The 17254-nt window shown below is 55.0% G+C and carries 14 protein-coding genes; 6 read left to right on the top strand and 8 right to left on the bottom strand.

All coding sequences use genetic code 11. The features are described from left to right. Nucleotides 1-66 precede the first annotated feature (66 nt). The 3 genes from trmA to A6R74_RS07585 all read right to left on the bottom strand — a co-directional run bounded on the left by trmA (nucleotide 67) and on the right by A6R74_RS07585 (nucleotide 2721). On the bottom strand, nucleotides 67-1188 hold the full coding sequence (trmA, locus tag A6R74_RS07595; protein WP_064233936.1) for a tRNA (uridine(54)-C5)-methyltransferase TrmA: 1122 nt from the start codon (nucleotides 1186-1188) through the stop codon (nucleotides 67-69). 49 nt (nucleotides 1189-1237) lie between these two features. Then, nucleotides 1238-2074, bottom strand: coding sequence for a glutamate racemase (locus A6R74_RS07590; RefSeq protein ID WP_064233963.1), 837 nt, complete (start codon nucleotides 2072-2074; stop codon nucleotides 1238-1240). A gap of 101 nt (nucleotides 2075-2175) precedes the next feature. Further along, nucleotides 2176-2721, bottom strand: a complete 546-nt coding sequence (locus tag A6R74_RS07585; protein WP_064233935.1) for a hemerythrin domain-containing protein — start codon at nucleotides 2719-2721, stop codon at nucleotides 2176-2178. Nucleotides 2722-3007: 286 nt separating this feature from the next. On the opposite strand from A6R74_RS07585, the gene A6R74_RS07580 reads away from it, so the two are divergent. Continuing rightward, nucleotides 3008-4342 carry a replication-associated recombination protein A gene (locus A6R74_RS07580; protein ID WP_064233934.1) on the top strand — a complete coding sequence of 445 codons (1335 nt, stop codon included), beginning with the start codon at nucleotides 3008-3010 and terminating at the stop codon, nucleotides 4340-4342. 81 nt (nucleotides 4343-4423) lie between these two features. Here A6R74_RS07580 and lolA read toward each other — a convergent pair whose 3' ends face one another. Continuing rightward, a complete protein-coding gene (gene lolA, locus A6R74_RS07575) occupies nucleotides 4424-5089 on the bottom strand; it encodes an outer membrane lipoprotein chaperone LolA (protein ID WP_064233933.1) in 666 nt (221 codons plus the stop codon). 190 nt (nucleotides 5090-5279) lie between these two features. Further along, a complete protein-coding gene (locus tag A6R74_RS07570; protein ID WP_064233932.1) occupies nucleotides 5280-8462 on the bottom strand; it encodes a DNA translocase FtsK in 3183 nt (1060 codons plus the stop codon). A gap of 106 nt (nucleotides 8463-8568) precedes the next feature. Between A6R74_RS07570 and aat the strand changes: the two genes are divergently transcribed. The 3 genes from aat to infA all read left to right on the top strand — a co-directional run bounded on the left by aat (nucleotide 8569) and on the right by infA (nucleotide 10449). Continuing rightward, nucleotides 8569-9315, top strand: coding sequence for a leucyl/phenylalanyl-tRNA--protein transferase (gene aat, locus A6R74_RS07565; RefSeq protein ID WP_064233931.1), 747 nt, complete (start codon nucleotides 8569-8571; stop codon nucleotides 9313-9315). 49 nt (nucleotides 9316-9364) lie between these two features. After that, a complete protein-coding gene (locus tag A6R74_RS07560) occupies nucleotides 9365-10099 on the top strand; it encodes an arginyltransferase (RefSeq protein ID WP_064233930.1) in 735 nt (244 codons plus the stop codon). A gap of 131 nt (nucleotides 10100-10230) precedes the next feature. Further along, nucleotides 10231-10449, top strand: coding sequence for a translation initiation factor IF-1 (gene infA / locus A6R74_RS07555; protein WP_007111068.1), 219 nt, complete (start codon nucleotides 10231-10233; stop codon nucleotides 10447-10449). 117 nt (nucleotides 10450-10566) lie between these two features. Here infA and clpA read toward each other — a convergent pair whose 3' ends face one another. The 3 genes from clpA to A6R74_RS07540 all read right to left on the bottom strand — a co-directional run bounded on the left by clpA (nucleotide 10567) and on the right by A6R74_RS07540 (nucleotide 15827). Next, on the bottom strand, nucleotides 10567-12843 hold the full coding sequence (gene clpA, locus A6R74_RS07550; RefSeq protein ID WP_064233929.1) for an ATP-dependent Clp protease ATP-binding subunit ClpA: 2277 nt from the start codon (nucleotides 12841-12843) through the stop codon (nucleotides 10567-10569). Nucleotides 12844-12982: 139 nt separating this feature from the next. Then, on the bottom strand, nucleotides 12983-13291 hold the full coding sequence (clpS, locus tag A6R74_RS07545) for an ATP-dependent Clp protease adapter ClpS (RefSeq protein WP_064233928.1): 309 nt from the start codon (nucleotides 13289-13291) through the stop codon (nucleotides 12983-12985). Between the two features lie 298 nt (nucleotides 13292-13589). Next, the gene (locus A6R74_RS07540; RefSeq protein WP_064233927.1) at nucleotides 13590-15827 is read right to left on the bottom strand and encodes an NADP-dependent isocitrate dehydrogenase; all 2238 of its coding nucleotides are present in this window, start codon (nucleotides 15825-15827) and stop codon (nucleotides 13590-13592) included. A gap of 319 nt (nucleotides 15828-16146) precedes the next feature. On the opposite strand from A6R74_RS07540, the gene A6R74_RS07535 reads away from it, so the two are divergent. Continuing rightward, on the top strand, nucleotides 16147-16794 hold the full coding sequence (locus A6R74_RS07535) for a pseudouridine synthase (protein ID WP_064233926.1): 648 nt from the start codon (nucleotides 16147-16149) through the stop codon (nucleotides 16792-16794). Next, a complete protein-coding gene (locus tag A6R74_RS07530) occupies nucleotides 16791-17231 on the top strand; it encodes an NUDIX domain-containing protein (protein WP_064233925.1) in 441 nt (146 codons plus the stop codon). Before A6R74_RS07535 ends, A6R74_RS07530 begins: the two co-directional genes overlap by 4 nt. Nucleotides 17232-17254 lie beyond the last annotated feature (23 nt).

Here is a 17254-nt window from a genome sequence, read left to right as displayed (position 1 = left end):
CGCCTCCCTAATCATCTGACGTGTTGTTCATGACGCATACCGTTTACGCATTAGGTCGGATACTTATTAATCCATGCGCCGCTTTAACAGCACCCCACACTCACAGTGGTCGGTAAACGGAAACTGGTCAAACAGCGCAAAGCGCTCTATCTGATGGGTGTGGGTCAGTATCGCCATGTTTTCAGCTAACGTGGCTGGGTTGCATGAAATATAGACGATCTGGGCGTACTCGCTAAGTTGTTCGCAGCTCTGCGCGTCTAAACCAGCACGCGGTGGATCGACCAGCACGGTGGAAAAATCGTACTCTTCCAGCGCCATTTCCGCCACGCGACGTCCGGCTTTTTCTCCCTTCAACGCCAGCGAAAATTCTTCGGCTGACATGCGACCAATCTGTGCGTTGGTTACCCCATTGGCTTCCAGGTTGACGTTAGCACTGGCCACCGACGTGCGGGAAATTTCTGTGGCCAGCACGCGGCGGAAGTTATCCGCCAGGGCAATGGTAAAATTGCCGTTCCCGCAGTAAAGCTCGACCAGGTCTTTCTTTACATCCTTCTCTTGCTGGTCACTCGTAACCTCTCGCGCCCAGCTAAGCATTTTTTGGCAAATATGCGCATTGGGCTGGGTGAAGCTGTTTTCTACCTGCTGGTAGAGCAGCGTTCGGCCATCCACCTCCAGTCGTTCCCAGACATGATCTTGGGTCAACACAAGACGCTGCTTGCGGGAGCGGCCAATAATCATGATGCCTAATTCAACCTCCAGCGCGCGGGCCTCATGCTCCCACTCCTCCCCTAACGGGCGGTGGTAAATCAGCGTGACCAGCGCCTCACCTGAAAGGGTGGTTAAAAACTCGACTTGAAACAGCTTTCGGCGCAGTTCATTAGATTTAAGGCAAGCTTCACGTAGCTGCGGCATTAGCTGATTGATTCGTTCACTGGCGACTGCGTACTGATCTAACCGAATCACCCGCTTGTTCTTCGGATTCTCAGGATCTACTTCAAACATAGCGTAGAAAAGGTCGCCCTCTTCGTGCCATATGCGAAACTCGCAGCGCTGACGATAGTAGTCCGGCGGCGATTCAAACACCTCAAGCGCCGGTGGCTGAAAAGCGGCAAAAGTACTTTCCAGGTAGTCGCGTTTGGCGGCTAGCTGCTCAGCGTAGCGTTCAGGTTCTACAACGGGGATAGCCAAAGCTGCTCCTTTGAATAATTCGATCAGCATTAAGAGTGGTGAATAGTCTTCAGTAGCCCACGTTAAGTAATTGGGAGGCCTTAAACCCATAGCGAGCTAAACCTGCAGTCAGGTCAGCAGCGGGCGCTGTCGTAAAGCAGCGACCATCCTGTTGCTCGCTGTAGAGCTGATCAATCACTTGCGCAACCCGGCGGGCAATCGCGTCGCCGGAATCGACCCAATGAAGCGGCACGGGGGCAAGCTGTGACAGCCAAGGCATTAGCAGCGGAAAATGCGTGCAGCCCAGTACGACGGTATCTAGCTCTGGGGCATCCAGCGTCTGATGACCAGAAGATAAAAAATGCGCAGACGATGGAGGTGCAGCGGCGTTCCATAAAGGCACCAGCGCCGCCTGTATTCGGTCAGTATCGGGCGTAATACCTGCTAGATATGCTTCCGCTTCGACGACCAAGGCATCGGCGGCCACGCGAGTAATGACACAATCGCTGGCAAAGCTATCAATTAAGTGCTGGGTATAGGGCCGCCCTACCGTGGCCTTGGTGGCAAGCAGTCCAATATGGCGTGTCTGGCTAATCGCTGCGGCAGGTTTGATAGCGGGCACGGTGCCCACTACAGGAATTGCTAACTGCTCACGCAAATTTTCCAACGCCAGGGTACTCGCGGTATTGCAGGCGACGACCAAAACACTCGGCTGACATGCTTCCACCGCGGCACGACACACCGCCACAATGCGGTCAGTCAGGGCTGCGTCTTCGCGCAGTCCATAGGGCAACCAAGCGTTGTCGCAGGCATAGCACAGGGCAGCATCAGGGTAGTGTTGGCGCAGCGACTGCGCCACCGACAGGCCGCCGACACCGGAATCAAAAATTAACACGGGGCCTTTCATGGCTCTGCTTTTCATGACGCTGCCTGAAAAAAAACGGAGCAGCTATTTTAGCATGCTCCGTCATTATATCGATGATCGTTAGGGCCAGTTGTTCGTTAGTGCTATACCGCGGGCACGTCGGCCCCACGCAGTTCAGCGTAAAGTTCAGGATATGCTTCCTGTAGGCGTTCTAGCTCTTTCTCTGCACCTTCAGGGAGCGCCTGACGAAGTTCTTCCATATCTTCCTGGCTAAAATGCTCGTCAATCAGCGGAAACAGTCCCTCGCGTTCGTGACGCAGATAGGCACGATGCGCTTCCAAATAATTTTTCAAGTCGTCGGCAAAACGATCCATCGGCATGATGTTATCCATTAACACCATGTCAATATCGTTGGAGAGGCGCTGCAAACGCGGCTTTAACTCACGGTAGTCATTGGCCATCTGCTCGGTAAGGGCAATGTGCTCTGGAGCTTGGGTTTGCAATCGCTCTACGCAAACGCGCTCTAGGGGGGCTGCAAATCCATCCATATAGGACAAAATGTAGTCGACCACCTCGCGCATAAGCTGGAAGTTGGGCCTTTCCCCCTGGGCAAGGGTCTTATGCTTGAGCTGCAGCACATGGAGTAATCTCGCCATATTGGCATGATCTAGACGCAGTTGGTTTAACATCGAACCGTCTCCTTTTATTGTGTCATGCCTACCGTCGAAGCCTTGGTGATTGACGGTATGCGATCATAAGCGCGTGGTAACAAGCATGTTTTGTCGCTAACACATATCGTAACCTGAACGTGTCGTAACTGTAGGGGGTTATCATAAACAATGCCCCTCTAGCGCTATCCTAGCAAGTGTATCTTTCTGATAGATTACGCCAAAGGTAGTTCGCCAAGACGCAGTTTACCACTCACACTTGTTGGTGATTTGTTGCTCAACGTACTGATTTATAACGGAAGCTTACATGGATCTTTTTGATAGCGCCCAGGCAACACCTGCCGACGACGCCCCGTTAGCCTTTCGTATGCGCCCACGTCAGTTAAATGATTACGTGGGTCAGCAGGCGCTGGTGGGGCCAGATAAACCCCTGCGCCGCATGGCGGAATCCGGCGTCGTGCGCTCAATGATTCTATGGGGGCCACCAGGCGTTGGCAAAACCACGCTGGCAGAACTATTGGCCAGGGCTTCCCAAGCGCATCTGGAGCAGCTCAGCGCGGTAATGGCTGGGGTGAAAGAGATTCGCGCCGTGGTGGAGCGCGCCCAGCAAATGTCATCCACGGTTATTCTCTTTCTAGATGAGATTCATCGCCTCAACAAGAGCCAGCAGGACGCCCTACTGCCTCATGTCGAGTCGGGCCTGCTGACGCTGATTGGTGCCACCACCGAAAACCCCTCCTTCGAAGTCAATTCGGCGCTACTTTCCCGCGCGCGGGTTTACGTGCTGAAATCCCTCACTCAGGAGGAACTGATCACGGTGATGCGCCAAGCCCTCAACGACGTTGAGCGGGGGCTGGGCAAGCGAGATATCCAAGTTGATGAGGAGGTGTTTGCCGCCTTGGCCAACGCCAGCGCAGGCGACGCCCGGCGAGCGTTGGGGCTTTTGGAGACCGCCTGCGATTTCGCTACTCAGGAATCGGGCCGCGAAGTGCTGCATAAAGAGGTACTCGCCGATGTCATCGGCCATCAGGCCAGCGCCTTCGATAAACAGGGCGATGCCTATTATGACCTGCTTTCGGCGATTCATAAGTCGATACGCTCTTCGCGCCCCAATGCCGCACTGCTATATATGGCGCGCTTTATGCAGGGCGGCGGCGACCCCCTGGACGTGGTGCGCAGGCTAACCGCCATTGCCTCAGAAGATGTCGGCAACGCCGACCCCCGCGCGCTACCGCTGGTGATTGCGGCCTGGGATGCTTACTTACGCTTGGGGGATTACGAAGGCCTGCGGGCGATTGCCCATGCGGCGATTCATTTGGCAGTGGCGCCCAAAAGCAACCGCATCGACCGCGCCTGGAGTGAAGCTAAACAGTACGTGCGTCAACAACCCCAGGTGGAAGTACCCACCTACCTGCGCAACGCGCCGACCAAGTTGATGGAACAGCTAGGCCACGGTGAGGGCTACCGCTATGCCCACAATGAGCCAAACGGCTACCCGGCGGGCAGCGCCCACGACTGCTGGCCTGAAGAGCTGCCTAAAGCCGACTTTTTTAAGCCGAGCGCCATCGGCCAGGAGAAGCGCTTTGGGGAAATCATGGCGTGGCGGGAAAACCTTGACCAGGAAGCAGATCAGGCGCCCTAAGGCGCCTGATGGTTAAACCAGCAGCAGTCTGCTAAATCGGGGCACTTCACCCCCTCACAACGCGCTACTCACTACTCACCCCTAAAGCTCTTCACGAATAACATCGGTGCCTTCGGGAATCTCAAAATCAAACATGTCCGGGGCGATATCGCCATTGAGAGTAATGTTGCTAAATGTAATCGAAGTGCGCTGACCGGTGCTGTCCATCATCCACAGCTCGGTTAACGTTTCACCTTCAAACACCATGCTCAACTCTTCAAACAGCGTATCGGCAGAGATGGGCACCAGGGTAAAGACATCTTCTCCCCCGTCCTGCTCGTAGAACACCTCATAGCTCTCGGTTAAATCGTTTGAACTTCCCGACAGCAATAACGCGGGGGTGTGGGTTACTCGATCATCCATCTCTTGAACGGTGACCTGTTCAAGATCCGGGTCGTACATATACACATCTTCACCGTCGGACACTACGGTTTGAGAGTACGGCGCCTCCACTTCCCAACGCAGCATGCCAGGGCGCGATAACCACATCTCACCGCGCGCGCTTTGCATTCTTTCGCCGCTGCCATCAAGAATCTGCTGTTCAAAGGCCGCTTGATAGCGCTCAAGCGGATCCAGCCGCTCGGTCAAACGTTCGGCAGCATCATCCGCCCAAGCGGGAGCACCAAATGTTAACCCCAACGCGCTGGCCGCAAATGCCAGTTGTGGCGCACCTATTGATGACGGACGTTTTGTTTGCGTATCGCGCATATGATCTCCCTAGGCAACCGTTGCCAAATAACCGTTGCTAAATAACGAAGCTTTTTAAAAATAACTGAGGCCGGTGTAACCGCTCATGCCTCACTCGGAAACGTAACAATCAGACGTGAAAAACGCCGTGGGGTTTCACCTACGACGTTACTTTCACGCTTATTGCATAATTGCGCCTGATAGCAAACGGTTAGTGGCCCACCGGCGGCGGCGCCAGAACTTCCCGCGCCCCGTTGGAACCCATGGACGTCACCACGCCAGCGCCCTCCATGGCCTCAACCAAGCGAGCGGCCCGGTTGTAACCAATTTTAAAGCGCCGCTGCACCGCAGAAATCGAGGCTTTGCGCGTTTCGGTGACAAACTGCACAGCTTCATCGTAGAGCGCGTCTTGTTCCGCATCGTCACCATCGCTTCCTTCGGCCTCAAGGCCGGTTAAAGCATCGGCGGATACACCACCAGAAAGAATCTCTTCGATATATTCAGGCGCGCCGCGGCGCTTCCAGTCATCGACCACCCGGTGTACTTCGTCATCATCCACAAAGGCACCGTGGATGCGGTTAGGTGGCCCAGAACCTGCGGGCAGATAGAGCATGTCACCATGGCCCAGCAGGCTTTCAGCACCACCCTGGTCAAGAATAGTGCGCGAATCGATCCGCGATGAGACCTGAAATGCCATCCGCGAAGGAATGTTGGCTTTAATCAAGCCCGTTACCACGTCCACCGAGGGGCGCTGGGTCGCCAAAATCAAATGAATACCCGCGGCACGCGCCTTTTGCGCTAGGCGGGCAATCAGCTCTTCGACCTTTTTGCCGACGATCATAAACATATCGGCAAACTCGTCGATGACCACGACGATATAGGGCAGTTTTTCCAACACTGGATGAGGTTGATGCACTTCCCAGGGCTGCGGTTCCCAGAGCGGGTCGGCCACTTGAGCACCGGCGCGCTCCGCTTCATCCAAACGGCCATTGAAGCCCGCGATGTTGCGCACTCCCATGGCTGCCATCAGCTTGTAGCGACGCTCCATTTCGGCAACACACCAGCGCAGGCTGTTGGCCGCCTCTTTCATATCGGTAACCACGGGTGCCAGCAGGTGGGGAATGCCGTCATACACTGACAGCTCGAGCATTTTCGGGTCGACCATGATGAGCTTTAGCTCACTCGGCTTGGCTTTGAGCAGCATCGAGATCAACATGGCGTTAACGCCCACCGATTTACCCGACCCGGTAGTACCAGCTACTAACAAGTGCGGCATCTTACCCAGGTTGGCGACTACAGGGCTGCCGCCAATATCCTGACCAAGCGCCATGGTCAGCGGTGACGTCTCCTGCTGGTAACGGTCGGAGTCGATAACTTCGCGCAGGCGGATCATGGCGCGGTTGGGGTTAGGAATTTCAATCCCCACCGTGGGGCGCCCTGGAATAACCTCGACCACGCGCACACTTTTCACCATCAGTGAGCGCGCCAAGTCTTTTGAAAGGTTACTGATTTTAGACACTTTGACGCCCGCGGCGGGCTTGATCTCAAAGCGCGTGATCACCGGGCCAGGCCAGGTATCCACTACTTCTGCCTTTACGCCATACTCGCGCAGCCGTACTTCAAGTAATTCGGCCATATCAGCCAACTGTTCATCAGTATAATTAGGCTGATACGGCTCTGCTGGCGTCAGCAGCTGTAGGCTCGGCACATCGCCTTCGGGTTCATCCAGCGTTTCAAAGGCGGGCCGCTGACTCTGCAAATGCTCCACAGTCCACAGTGCAGGGCCTTCATCCGCTTGCGGCATGCTCTCATCAGGCGAGAAAGTGGGTTCCTGACGCGCCGCTGGGGCTGGCGTGGGCGGCGCGCTGTCTATTTCCTCAGCGTCCAATTCTTCGTCATCCCAGACAGGCTCTGGAACAACCTCAGCGACACGTTCAGGTTTACGTGCGGGTTCGGGCTCAGGTTCAGGCACGGATTCAGATGGTTCAGGTTCGCTGATACGAGGTGGCGGCTCAGCGTTCAGTGACGGCTCGCTGCGGCGTTCAACGGGCGCTGCCTGAACACGCTCTTTATCAGCGGGTGCTTCGTCGTTGACGAAGAAGTTACTTGCAGCAGGCGCTGATGGCTCTTCTTGACGAGTCGCACGCAGCGGGAAGGAGGCGTCGGCTTCCTTGGGCTCATCAACTGGCTGGGGCGCTGTTGCCAGCGTCTCAGGCCGCACAAAGGCGTTTTCTCGCGGCGCTGAAAGCGGCTCTCTCTCTGTTGCTTCCACCGCTTTATCCGCTGGAGATACTGTCCGCACTGTCTCAGGCGCTGTGACCGGGGGCTCCGCAGTAGATGTAGATGGGGTAGGCGCCGGGGCTTTAGCAGGCACGTGCTTATTGCTTGAAAACGCCGCAGCTTCCCAGGGAATCGAGGTATCCGTGGTCTCGCTGCTCTCTGAAGTACTGCTAGAAAGCGGTATGGAGAAGCCCGGCTCTCGCCGCTCGCGACCACCAGAGCTCTTGCCTACCGGCTCCGCCGCGGGCTTCATCTCTGCGGGCACCGTTTCAGGCTTAACTGGAGGTGCTATTTGGGACTCAACTTCAGGTGCTACTTGGGGCTTAACTTCAGGCGCTACTTGGGGCTTAACTTCAGGCTTCGGCGCTGGCTTGGTGGCTTTCGCAGCTGCGCGCTGCGCAGCGCGCATACGCCGCGCTTGCCGACGTGCCGACAACCATCCGCCCAAGCGACATATCCGCTTGCCGAGCTCATCGGCCACCTGCAGCCATGACATACCGCTAAACAGCGGAAAGCCGCTTAAAATTAACGCCGCGGCGATTAGTCCCACGCCACCACTGCCTACTAGCGGTCGAAGTGCGCCCACCAAGCCTTCGCCCAAAATACCGCCAGAGGCGTAGGGCAACATGCTTTCAGGGTGATAAAAGTGCAGCGCACCCAGCATGGTGGTACCAAAAATAAGCAGCACCAGGCCACCCGCGTGCACGGCAATCGCCACCGGGTCGAGCTCAAAACGGACTTGGCGCGAGCGAATCAGCCACCACGCGGCAAAGCCAAACATGCCCGGCCACCACAGCGCACTGGCGCCAAGCAGTGAATAAAGGACATCGGCTAGCCAGGCGCCAACTTGCCCCATCCAGTTACGAACATCGGTTTCCGGGCCCTGATACGACCAGCCTGGATCAGACGGCTGGTAGCTAAATAGCGCTAATAATAAAAACACACACAGCGCAAGCAGTATCACTACTACGCCTTCGCGTACGGAGCCTTGTAAGCGCAGGCCAAAACGACGAGCCTTATCCTTTGCAGCGTTAACACGCGCAGAAGAAGCCGATGATGGTGTTTGACGCGCGCTACGCTGCGTTCGCTTGTTGACTGCTTTATTCACTTTCAAGCGACTCTCCCTTTACACCTCAATGGCGTCTTTAATCCACTTGCGAGTTTGCATGATACCGAGCATCCTTCCGCCGTCACAGAGCACGCTGCAACAGGAGCAAGTAATGCTACCTTGGCTTTCCTCGCCACATCCTACATTTCCAGCTACCCATAGCGCACTAGCCAGGCCCAATGGCCTGCTAGCCGCCGGCGGTGAACTCTCCCCCGCCTGGCTGGTAGAAGCCTATCGGCAGGGCATATTCCCCTGGTTCAGCGAGGACGACCCCATTCTGTGGTGGAGCCCAGACCCGCGCATGATACTCCTACCGGAGCAATTTAAGCAGCGTCGTAGCCTAACCAAACGATTACGCCATGGTGGCTTCCATGTCAGCCTGGATCAACACTTCGACCAGGTGATTCAAGCCTGCGCCGCCCCACGCGGCGAAGAGACCGGCACCTGGATCACCGACGACATGTGCGACGCCTACAGCCTGCTGCATGCCATGGGCATTGCCCATAGTATTGAAGTCCATCAAAACGGCCAATTAGTGGGCGGGCTATATGGCATCGCCATGGGCCCAGTGTTTTTCGGCGAGTCGATGTTCTCCCATGCCCCAGATGCCTCGAAGGTGGCGCTGGCCCACCTTGCCAGGGCCATGCGCGAGCACGGTGGCAAACTCATCGACTGCCAAATGCATACGCCCCACCTGGCGAGCCTGGGCGCTATTACAGTCGCCCGCGAGGCATTCATCAACTATCTTAAAAACTGGTTGCCCGATAAGGCGTTTACGCTCACTTCATCAACCACTGAGACACCCACTGTTCCCGCATCGCTGTGGCTGCATGCGATTGCCAACGAGGATAGTGCATAGTGATGAACTCATTCTGTTTCAACCCTTTTTTGCAACAAGGAGGCAAGCCGTGAGCAGTAATACTCCGCGTCGACCGGTGCGGGATTTGCGCTTCTTCCTTACCGTGCCACATGCCTGTAGCTATTTACCCGGCAGAGAGGCGACGACACTATTTCTCGACCCTCAGGAGTCGCCAGTCCCAGGTGTCTATGACTCGCTGGCGCTGTTAGGGTTTCGTCGCAGCGGGCGCCATTTATACCGCCCTCACTGTGAGGGGTGCAACGCCTGCCGCTCGGTGCGCATTCCGGTTGAACAGTTTGCGGCCAACCGCACACAACGCAAAATTTGGCGCCGCAACGCCGATATTAGCGTGCGCGTCATGCCCGCTCATTTTGCCTCAAGCCACTACTCGCTTTACGCTAACTATATTCGCCAGCGCCATGCCGACGGCGATATGTATCCGCCCAGCCGCGAGCAGTATCGCACCTTCCTCACCCTTGATGAGCCCTATGCCCATCTGATGGAGATGTACCTTGACGACGAATTGGTCGGGGTAGCTGCTTTTGACCAGTTAGAGCACGGTCTCTCGGCAATTTACACCTTCTTTGCCGTGAGCGAAGCCCTGGACAAGCGCTCGCTAGGCACCTTTGCTATTCTCCAGCTCATTGAACTCAGCCGAGAAAAAGCCCTGCCACACCTTTATTTAGGGTATTGGATCGAAGAGTGCCGTAAGATGCGTTACAAGCAGGCTTTTGCGCCGTTGGAAATACTCGACGGGCGCCATTGGCGGCCATTAATTCGCTAAACACGCCAGCTTTTTTGCCTTGACGGCGGGCTTACGGCACAATATAGCGCTGTTTCTTGAGCGCCTACCTAGCGGCACTCAAATTCTGACCGATTATTACATTACTAACTCATCAGTGAGGACATGCCTATATGGCACGCGAAGATCATATTGAAATGGAAGGCGTTATCGTCGATACCCTTCCGAACACCATGTTTCGGGTTGAGCTGGAAAACGGTCACGTTGTTACCGCTCACATCTCTGGCAAAATGCGTAAAAACTATATCCGCATTCTGACCGGTGACAAGGTAAAAGTAGAGCTGACACCGTACGATCTGTCCAAAGGCCGTATCGTCTACCGTTCGCGCTAAGCCCTCAGCTTGTTGATGACGGCTGACTAAGAACGACAACGCCCCGTCAAAGACAGGGCGCTGCGTTTTTATGGGTACAACATAAATGATGGGCTTTAATGCGGCTTAGCGCCCTTTTCAGGGCGCATCTGCCATTTCAGTCTCAGTGGAAAGGTGCAACTCGCCCTCTTCCAGGCTGACATGAACAATACCGCCCTGATCAGCCAATTCGCCAAACAGAATCATCTCGGCCAGTGGCTTCTTCAGCTTCTCTTGAATGAGGCGCGCCATCGGGCGTGCGCCCATGTCCGGATCGTAGCCTTTATCGGCTAGCCAATCCCGCGCCATATCGTCCACATCCATCTGAACACGCTTCTCATCCAGTTGTGCCTGCAGCTCAATCAAGAATTTGTCGACGACATTGCGTACCACCGACACCGGCAACGCATGGAACTGAATGATGCCATCCAGGCGGTTGCGGAACTCCGGCGAGAAGGTGCGACGGATCACTTCCATGGCATCGGTAGAATGGTCTTGATGCTGGAAGCCAATTGAGCGGCGCGACGCCTGCTCCGCACCGGCGTTAGAGGTCATGATCAGGATAACGTGACGGAAGTCCGCTTCGCGGCCATTGTTATCCGTTAAACGTCCGTGATCCATGACCTGCAGCAGCAAGTTAAAGACTTCCGGGTGCGCTTTCTCAATCTCATCCAACAGCAGCACGCAGTGCGGTTGTTTGGTCACCGCTTCAGTCAGCAGACCACCCTGGTCGTAACCGACGTAGCCCGGAGGCGCACCAATCAAGCGCGATACGGTGTGACGCTCCATGTACTCGGACATATCAAAGCGCACCAGCTCAATGCCCATAATATGCGCAAGCTGCTTGGCTACTTCGGTTTTACCCACCCCCGTGGGACCAGCAAACAGGAAGCTACCGACGGGCTTATCGGGGGATTTAAGCCCTGCCCGCGACAGCTTAATGGCCGCTGAAAGGCTATCAATTGCTTCGTCTTGACCGAACACCAGCATTTTCAGGTCGCGATCCAGCTTCTCAAGCAGCTTGCGGTCGGAGCTTGAAACACTCTTCGGCGGAATACGCGCAATGGAGGCCACCACGGCTTCCACTTGCTCGACGTCGATGATTTTAGCGCGCACTTCCGGCGGCAACAGACGCTGGTGTGCACCTGCTTCGTCGATTACATCAATCGCTTTATCGGGCAGGAAGCGGTCGTTAATATAGCGATCCGCCAAGCGTGCGGCACTCTCAAGCGCACCATCGGTATACTTCAGTTCGTGGTGCTCTTCAAAGCGAGAACGCAGCCCTTTGAGGATTTTGATGGTGTCGTCGACCGACGGCGCCATGACATCCACTTTCTGGAAGCGCCGCGCCAGGGCACGATCTTTCTCGAAGATACCGCGGAATTCTTGGAACGTGGTCGAACCAATGCAGCGCAGCTCGCCCGAAGAGAGCAACGGTTTGAGCAGGTTTGACGCATCCATCACACCGCCGGAGGCGGCACCTGCGCCAATGACGGTATGAATTTCATCAATAAACAGCACCGCGTTTGGTTGTTTACGCAGCTCAGTTAACAGGCTTTTGAGGCGCTTTTCAAAATCACCACGGTACTTAGTGCCGGCCAGTAGCGCGCCCATATCCAGCGAATAGACCACCGCATCGGCAATAACGTCGGGAACATCTTCTTCAACGATACGCTTGGCCAGGCCTTCGGCCACCGCGGTTTTACCCACGCCCGCTTCACCGACCAACAGCGGGTTATTCTTGCGCCGCCGAGCCAGAATTTGCACCACGCGCTCAAGTTCGTGGTCACGACCAATCAGCGGATCAATTTTGCCCAGCCGCGCCTGTTCGTTCAAGTTGGTAGCGTAGCCAGTAAGCGGATGCGCAGCGCCTTCATTACCACCTTCTTCCGCGTCTTCACTCTCGGATGAAGAGGGAGCAGGAGACGGCCCGTGACCCGCCACTTTGGAGATACCGTGGGCGATGTAGTTAACCGCATCGACCCGCGCAACGCTCTGCTGTTTAAGGAAGTAAACCGCCTGGCTTTCTTGCTCGGAGAAGATTGCCACCAGCACATTCGCGCCGGATACTTCACTCTTGCCAGATGACTGAACGTGGAAGACCGCCCGCTGTAAAACACGCTGGAAACCTAGCGTGGGCTGGGTCTCGCGATCACCCTGGCCTTCTGGAATCAGTGGCGTAGTCGAGTTAATAAAATCCTGCAGATCGGACCGCAGCTTATCGAGGTTAGCCCCGCAGGCCTTCAGTACGTCTACCGCTGAGGCATTATCTAGCAACGCTAGCAGCAGGTGCTCAACGGTCATAAACTCATGGCGCTTTGAACGCGCCACGGTGAAGGCCGTGTTCAGGGTCATTTCAAGTTCTTTGCTCAGCATGGCAGTCCCCTTTTCGCTACTACCTAGGGCGTATCGCCACCTAGGGCTTGCGTCGGATCAGTTTAATCGACCGGCACTCTCAACATCGGGTACAAATGGCACGGTTGCAAGCCTCACCACCAATTATTTCTCAACGCTTTTAATTGGCAGCCTCAATATCACTTATCAACGGGTGCTCACACTCCCGGGCAAATTCGTTTACCTGGTAGCTTTTGGTTTCCGCGATATCCCGCGTAAACACGCCACAGGTGCCCTTTCCTTGGGTATGTACAGCCAGCATAACCTGAACGGCCGTCTCGCTGTCCATATTGAAAAAATCTTGCAGCACTTCAATAACAAACTCCATCGGCGTGTAGTCGTCATTGTGAAGCACCACCTTATAAAGCGGAGGTTGCGCCAGCGCCGGTTCTGCTGACTGAACCGCTATATCACCATCTTCATCGGGCATATTTGGCCGTGTCATCCCCGCATGTAGGGGTAGCACGGTCAAGCATGGACTATCTAGGTTAGGCATAAGCAGCACGGTTGGTTGTCTCGCCACTGACCGATGGAAGCGTCTAAAAAATAGTGTTGTCTACTTTTAAGACGCTGCCGATCAGCAAGGGTTCATGGAAAATACAAAATTAACATATTAATTAAGACAAAAAACCCTCGCCCACTACAGTGGGCGAGGGATATCACAGCATTCTCATGCGCTTCGCCCAGTGGCTGCGCAGACTGCTTATGAAGTGCCTGTTTTTAAAGCCCTAGCCGTTGGCTACCATAGCAAGCGCTTCGTTGAGCGTTTTGCTCGGGCGCATGACTTGGCTAGCCAATTCGCCATTAGGGTGGTAATAGCCCTTAAGATCGACGGGTTGCCCTTGAACGCTATTAAGCTCATCAATGATGGTCGCTTCATTAGCTTTCAGCGTTTCCACCAGGCGAGCAAAACGCGTTTTTAGTTCAGCGTCTTGATCTTGAGCCGCCAACGCTTCTGCCCAGTATAGCGCTAGGTAGAAATGGCTGCCTCGGTTGTCCAACTCACCCACTTTGCGTGAAGGCGACTTGTTGCTTTCGAGAAACTTGCCGTTTGCCTCATCCAGCGCTTTCGCCAGCAGCTTAGCACGGTCGTTACCAAAGCGTTTAGCCAGGTGCTCCAAAGAGGCTACCAGCGCTAGGAACTCGCCAAGGCTGTCCCAGCGCAGGTGATTCTCTTCCAGCAGTTGCTGAACGTGCTTGGGCGCAGAACCACCAGCACCGGTTTCAAACAGACCGCCGCCATCCATCAGGGGAACGATAGAGAGCATCTTGGCACTGGTGCCCAGCTCAAGAATCGGGAACAAATCCGTCAGATAGTCGCGCAGGATGTTGCCCGTCACCGAAATCGTATCGAGACCGCGAATCACACGCTCTAGCGTGTAACGCATTGCCCGAACCTGGGACATGATATGGATTTCGAGCCCATCAGTGTCGTGATCTTTGAGATACGTTTTGACCTTTTTGATCAACTCGTTCTCATGGGGGCGGTAAGGGTCGAGCCAGAATACCGTCGGCATACCCGAATCACGGCAACGCTCTACCGCCAACTTCACCCAGTCGCGAATCGGCGCATCTTTAACTTGGCACATCCGCCAGATATCGCCCTGCTCCACGTTTTGGGTTAACAGCACTTCACCCGTATCCAGATCGATGATATCGGCAACACCGTCTTCCGAAATCTCAAAGGTCTTATCGTGGGAGCCATACTCTTCGGCTTTTTGCGCCATCAAGCCAACGTTGGGTACGGTGCCCATCGTCGCCGGATCAAAAGCACCGTGCCATTTACAGAAATTGATCATTTCCTGATAAATTCGCGCGAACGTGGACTCAGGCATAACGGCCTTGACGTCCTTAAGACGACCGTCGCCGCCGTACATCTTGCCCCCGGCACGAATCATCGCCGGCATCGAAGCATCCACAATCACATCGCTGGGCGAGTGGAAGTTGGTGATACCACGCGCTGAATCGACCATCGCCAACTCTGGGCGCTTTTCATGGCAGGCATGCAGATCACTGATAATTTCATCACGCTGTGATTCTGACAACGTCTCTATCTTTTCGTAAAGATTGGCGATGCCATTATTGACGTCGACACCGAGCTCTTTGAACAATTCACCGTGTTTCTCAAAGGCATCTTTGTAAAAAATCTTGATACAGTGGCCAAACACAATCGGGTGCGAGACCTTCATCATTGTCGCTTTGACGTGCAACGAGAACATGACGCCAGATTCACGCGCATCCTCTATTTCCCGCTCGTAGAATTCGAGCAATGCTTTTTTGCTCATAAACATACTGTCGATGATCTCGCCTTCGAGTAGCGGGATATTCGATTTGAGCACCTTGGTCTCGCCACTCTTGGTGGTCAGTTCCATCTTCACATTGCGTGCACGATCCAGCGTTATCGACTTCTCACCGTCGTAGAAATCGCCTTTATGCATATGGGAAACGTGGCTACGCGAGGCCTGGCTCCACTCACCCATTGAGTGAGGGTATTTGCGCGCGTACTCTTTGACGGCCTTCGGCGCACGACGGTCAGAGTTCCCTTCACGCAATACGGGGTTAACCGCACTGCCTTTGACTTTGTCGTAGCGCGCTTTGATATCTTTCTCTTCGTCGTTGCTTGGCTCGTCAGGGTATTCCGGCAGCGGGTAGCCCTGCTCTTGCAGTTCCTTGATCACTGCCCGAAGCTGCGGCATGGAAGCGCTGATATTCGGCAACTTGATGATATTGGCTTCCGGAACCTTGGCCAGTGCACCCAATTCAGCCAAGTGATCCTCAATGCGCTGATCTTCAGTCAAGTAATCGGGGAATAAAGACAGAACGCGAGCCGCCAGGGAAATATCCCGGGTTTCAACTTCGATACCAGCAGCGTCTGTGAAGGCATCAATAATCGGTAGCAAAGAGTATGTTGCGAGCGCAGGCGCCTCGTCGGTGAGCGTGTAAATGATCTTCGGCGTTTTAGACATTTTGCGTTAACCTCTTTTTTCTATCGCTGTGATTATAAAGACCCTGAGCAACGCGACTTATACAACGAGAGACCATGCCGCGAAGCAGGCGGGGCCGTTTTATTGGGCTTTTCCTGACTTTCTAGTTGTGTGGCTTTCTCAATTATCAATCGTTGGTGGTTGAGACGGTTTTTGAAACAGTCGCTAAAACAGCCGTTGAGCTGGTGGTTGAACGAGCTGTTGAGCTGGTTGTTGAAACAGATGTTAAAAGTATACCAGCGCTGCATTTTAATCACATGTGAGATTGTCGACAAATCAAGGCCAACCCCCTAAAGAGATTATGAGCACTTTATATCTACTGCATAAACCCTACCGCATGCTCTCTCAATTTACCGATAAACAGGCGCGTGCCACCTTAGCGGATGTCATTGCTGTGCCTGGGGTCTATGCCGCAGGACGCCTTGATTACGACTCTGAAGGCCTGCTGCTGCTCAGCGATGACGGTGAGTTGATTCACCGCATTTCTCACCCGTCTCATAAGCAGCCAAAAATATACTGGGCCCAGGTGGAAGGCGATATTAATGACGCAGCGCTTAAAGCGCTGAGTCAGGGAGTTACCCTGAAAGATGGCCCAACACAGCCAGCCAAGGCGCGTCGAATAGATCCCCCGACGATTGCACCACGCCAACCGGCCATCGACCCCACACGCCACCCGTCGACTAGCTGGCTGGAGCTCACCATCAGCGAAGGCCGTAACCGCCAAGTACGCCGAATGACTGCCCATGTCGGCTTTCCTACTTTGCGCTTAATTCGTGTGGCAGTTGGCCCCTGGCGGCTGGATGGCTTAGCCCCAGGCGAATGGCGCAAAGAAACCTTGCACGCGCCACGCGCCGCCAATACGCCCCCGGGCCAGCGAAAAACTCAGCGAACAGCTCAGCAAAAAGATCAACGAGCACGCCCCACTTCAAAACGTAGGAAACCCTCATGAGCCATATTCGCAGCACCGCAGCCTGCGTAATCCAGCAGGGTGAACGCTTTTTAATAGTAGAAGAGCAGCGCGGCGGCCCGCAGAGCGTGTTTAACCAGCCCGCGGGGCATATCGAACCCGGCGAAGGGCCCATCGCGGCGATTTTGCGCGAGGTTCAGGAAGAGACCGCCTGGCGGGTATCGCTCACCGGTTATCTGGGCCTATATGTATTTCATAGCGACGCAGGGCAGACATTTCATAGCCACGGCTTTGTTGCCGAGCCGCTCAATAAGCTCGACCTCGCCCTTGACCCCGATATTTTCGCCACCCACTGGCTCACACTTGAGCAAATACGCGCCTTGGATCACCAGTCACGTCTACGCAGCCCGCTAGTGCTCAAACGTATTGAGGATGCGCTCAGCGGAACGAGTTATCCGCTGGCGGTGATTCGCGAGTGAAGCACTCGAAGCCGTCACCCCCC

The organism is Halomonas sp. ALS9 (genome assembly GCF_001651035.1).
GTDB lineage: Bacteria > Pseudomonadota > Gammaproteobacteria > Pseudomonadales > Halomonadaceae > Vreelandella.
Note: the sequence above shows the minus strand (reverse complement) of the source record. Positions and strands in the feature narration are given on the sequence as shown.

Excerpts from the sequence above, each read along its gene's own strand:
- aat (WP_064233931.1), top strand. The coding sequence starts at position 8,569 with ATGCTACCTTGGCTTTCCTCGCCACATCCTACATTTCCAGCTACCCAT.
- A6R74_RS07540 (WP_064233927.1), bottom strand. The coding sequence starts at position 15,827 with ATGTCTAAAACGCCGAAGATCATTTACACGCTCACCGACGAGGCGCCT.
- infA (WP_007111068.1), top strand. The coding sequence starts at position 10,231 with ATGGCACGCGAAGATCATATTGAAATGGAAGGCGTTATCGTCGATACC.
- A6R74_RS07580 (WP_064233934.1), top strand. The coding sequence starts at position 3,008 with ATGGATCTTTTTGATAGCGCCCAGGCAACACCTGCCGACGACGCCCCG.
- A6R74_RS07530 (WP_064233925.1), top strand. The coding sequence starts at position 16,791 with ATGAGCCATATTCGCAGCACCGCAGCCTGCGTAATCCAGCAGGGTGAA.
- A6R74_RS07590 (WP_064233963.1), bottom strand. The coding sequence starts at position 2,074 with ATGAAAGGCCCCGTGTTAATTTTTGATTCCGGTGTCGGCGGCCTGTCG.
- clpA (WP_064233929.1), bottom strand. The coding sequence starts at position 12,843 with ATGCTGAGCAAAGAACTTGAAATGACCCTGAACACGGCCTTCACCGTG.
- A6R74_RS07535 (WP_064233926.1), top strand. The coding sequence starts at position 16,147 with ATGAGCACTTTATATCTACTGCATAAACCCTACCGCATGCTCTCTCAA.
- A6R74_RS07585 (WP_064233935.1), bottom strand. The coding sequence starts at position 2,721 with ATGTTAAACCAACTGCGTCTAGATCATGCCAATATGGCGAGATTACTC.
- clpS (WP_064233928.1), bottom strand. The coding sequence starts at position 13,291 with ATGCCCGATGAAGATGGTGATATAGCGGTTCAGTCAGCAGAACCGGCG.
- lolA (WP_064233933.1), bottom strand. The coding sequence starts at position 5,089 with ATGCGCGATACGCAAACAAAACGTCCGTCATCAATAGGTGCGCCACAA.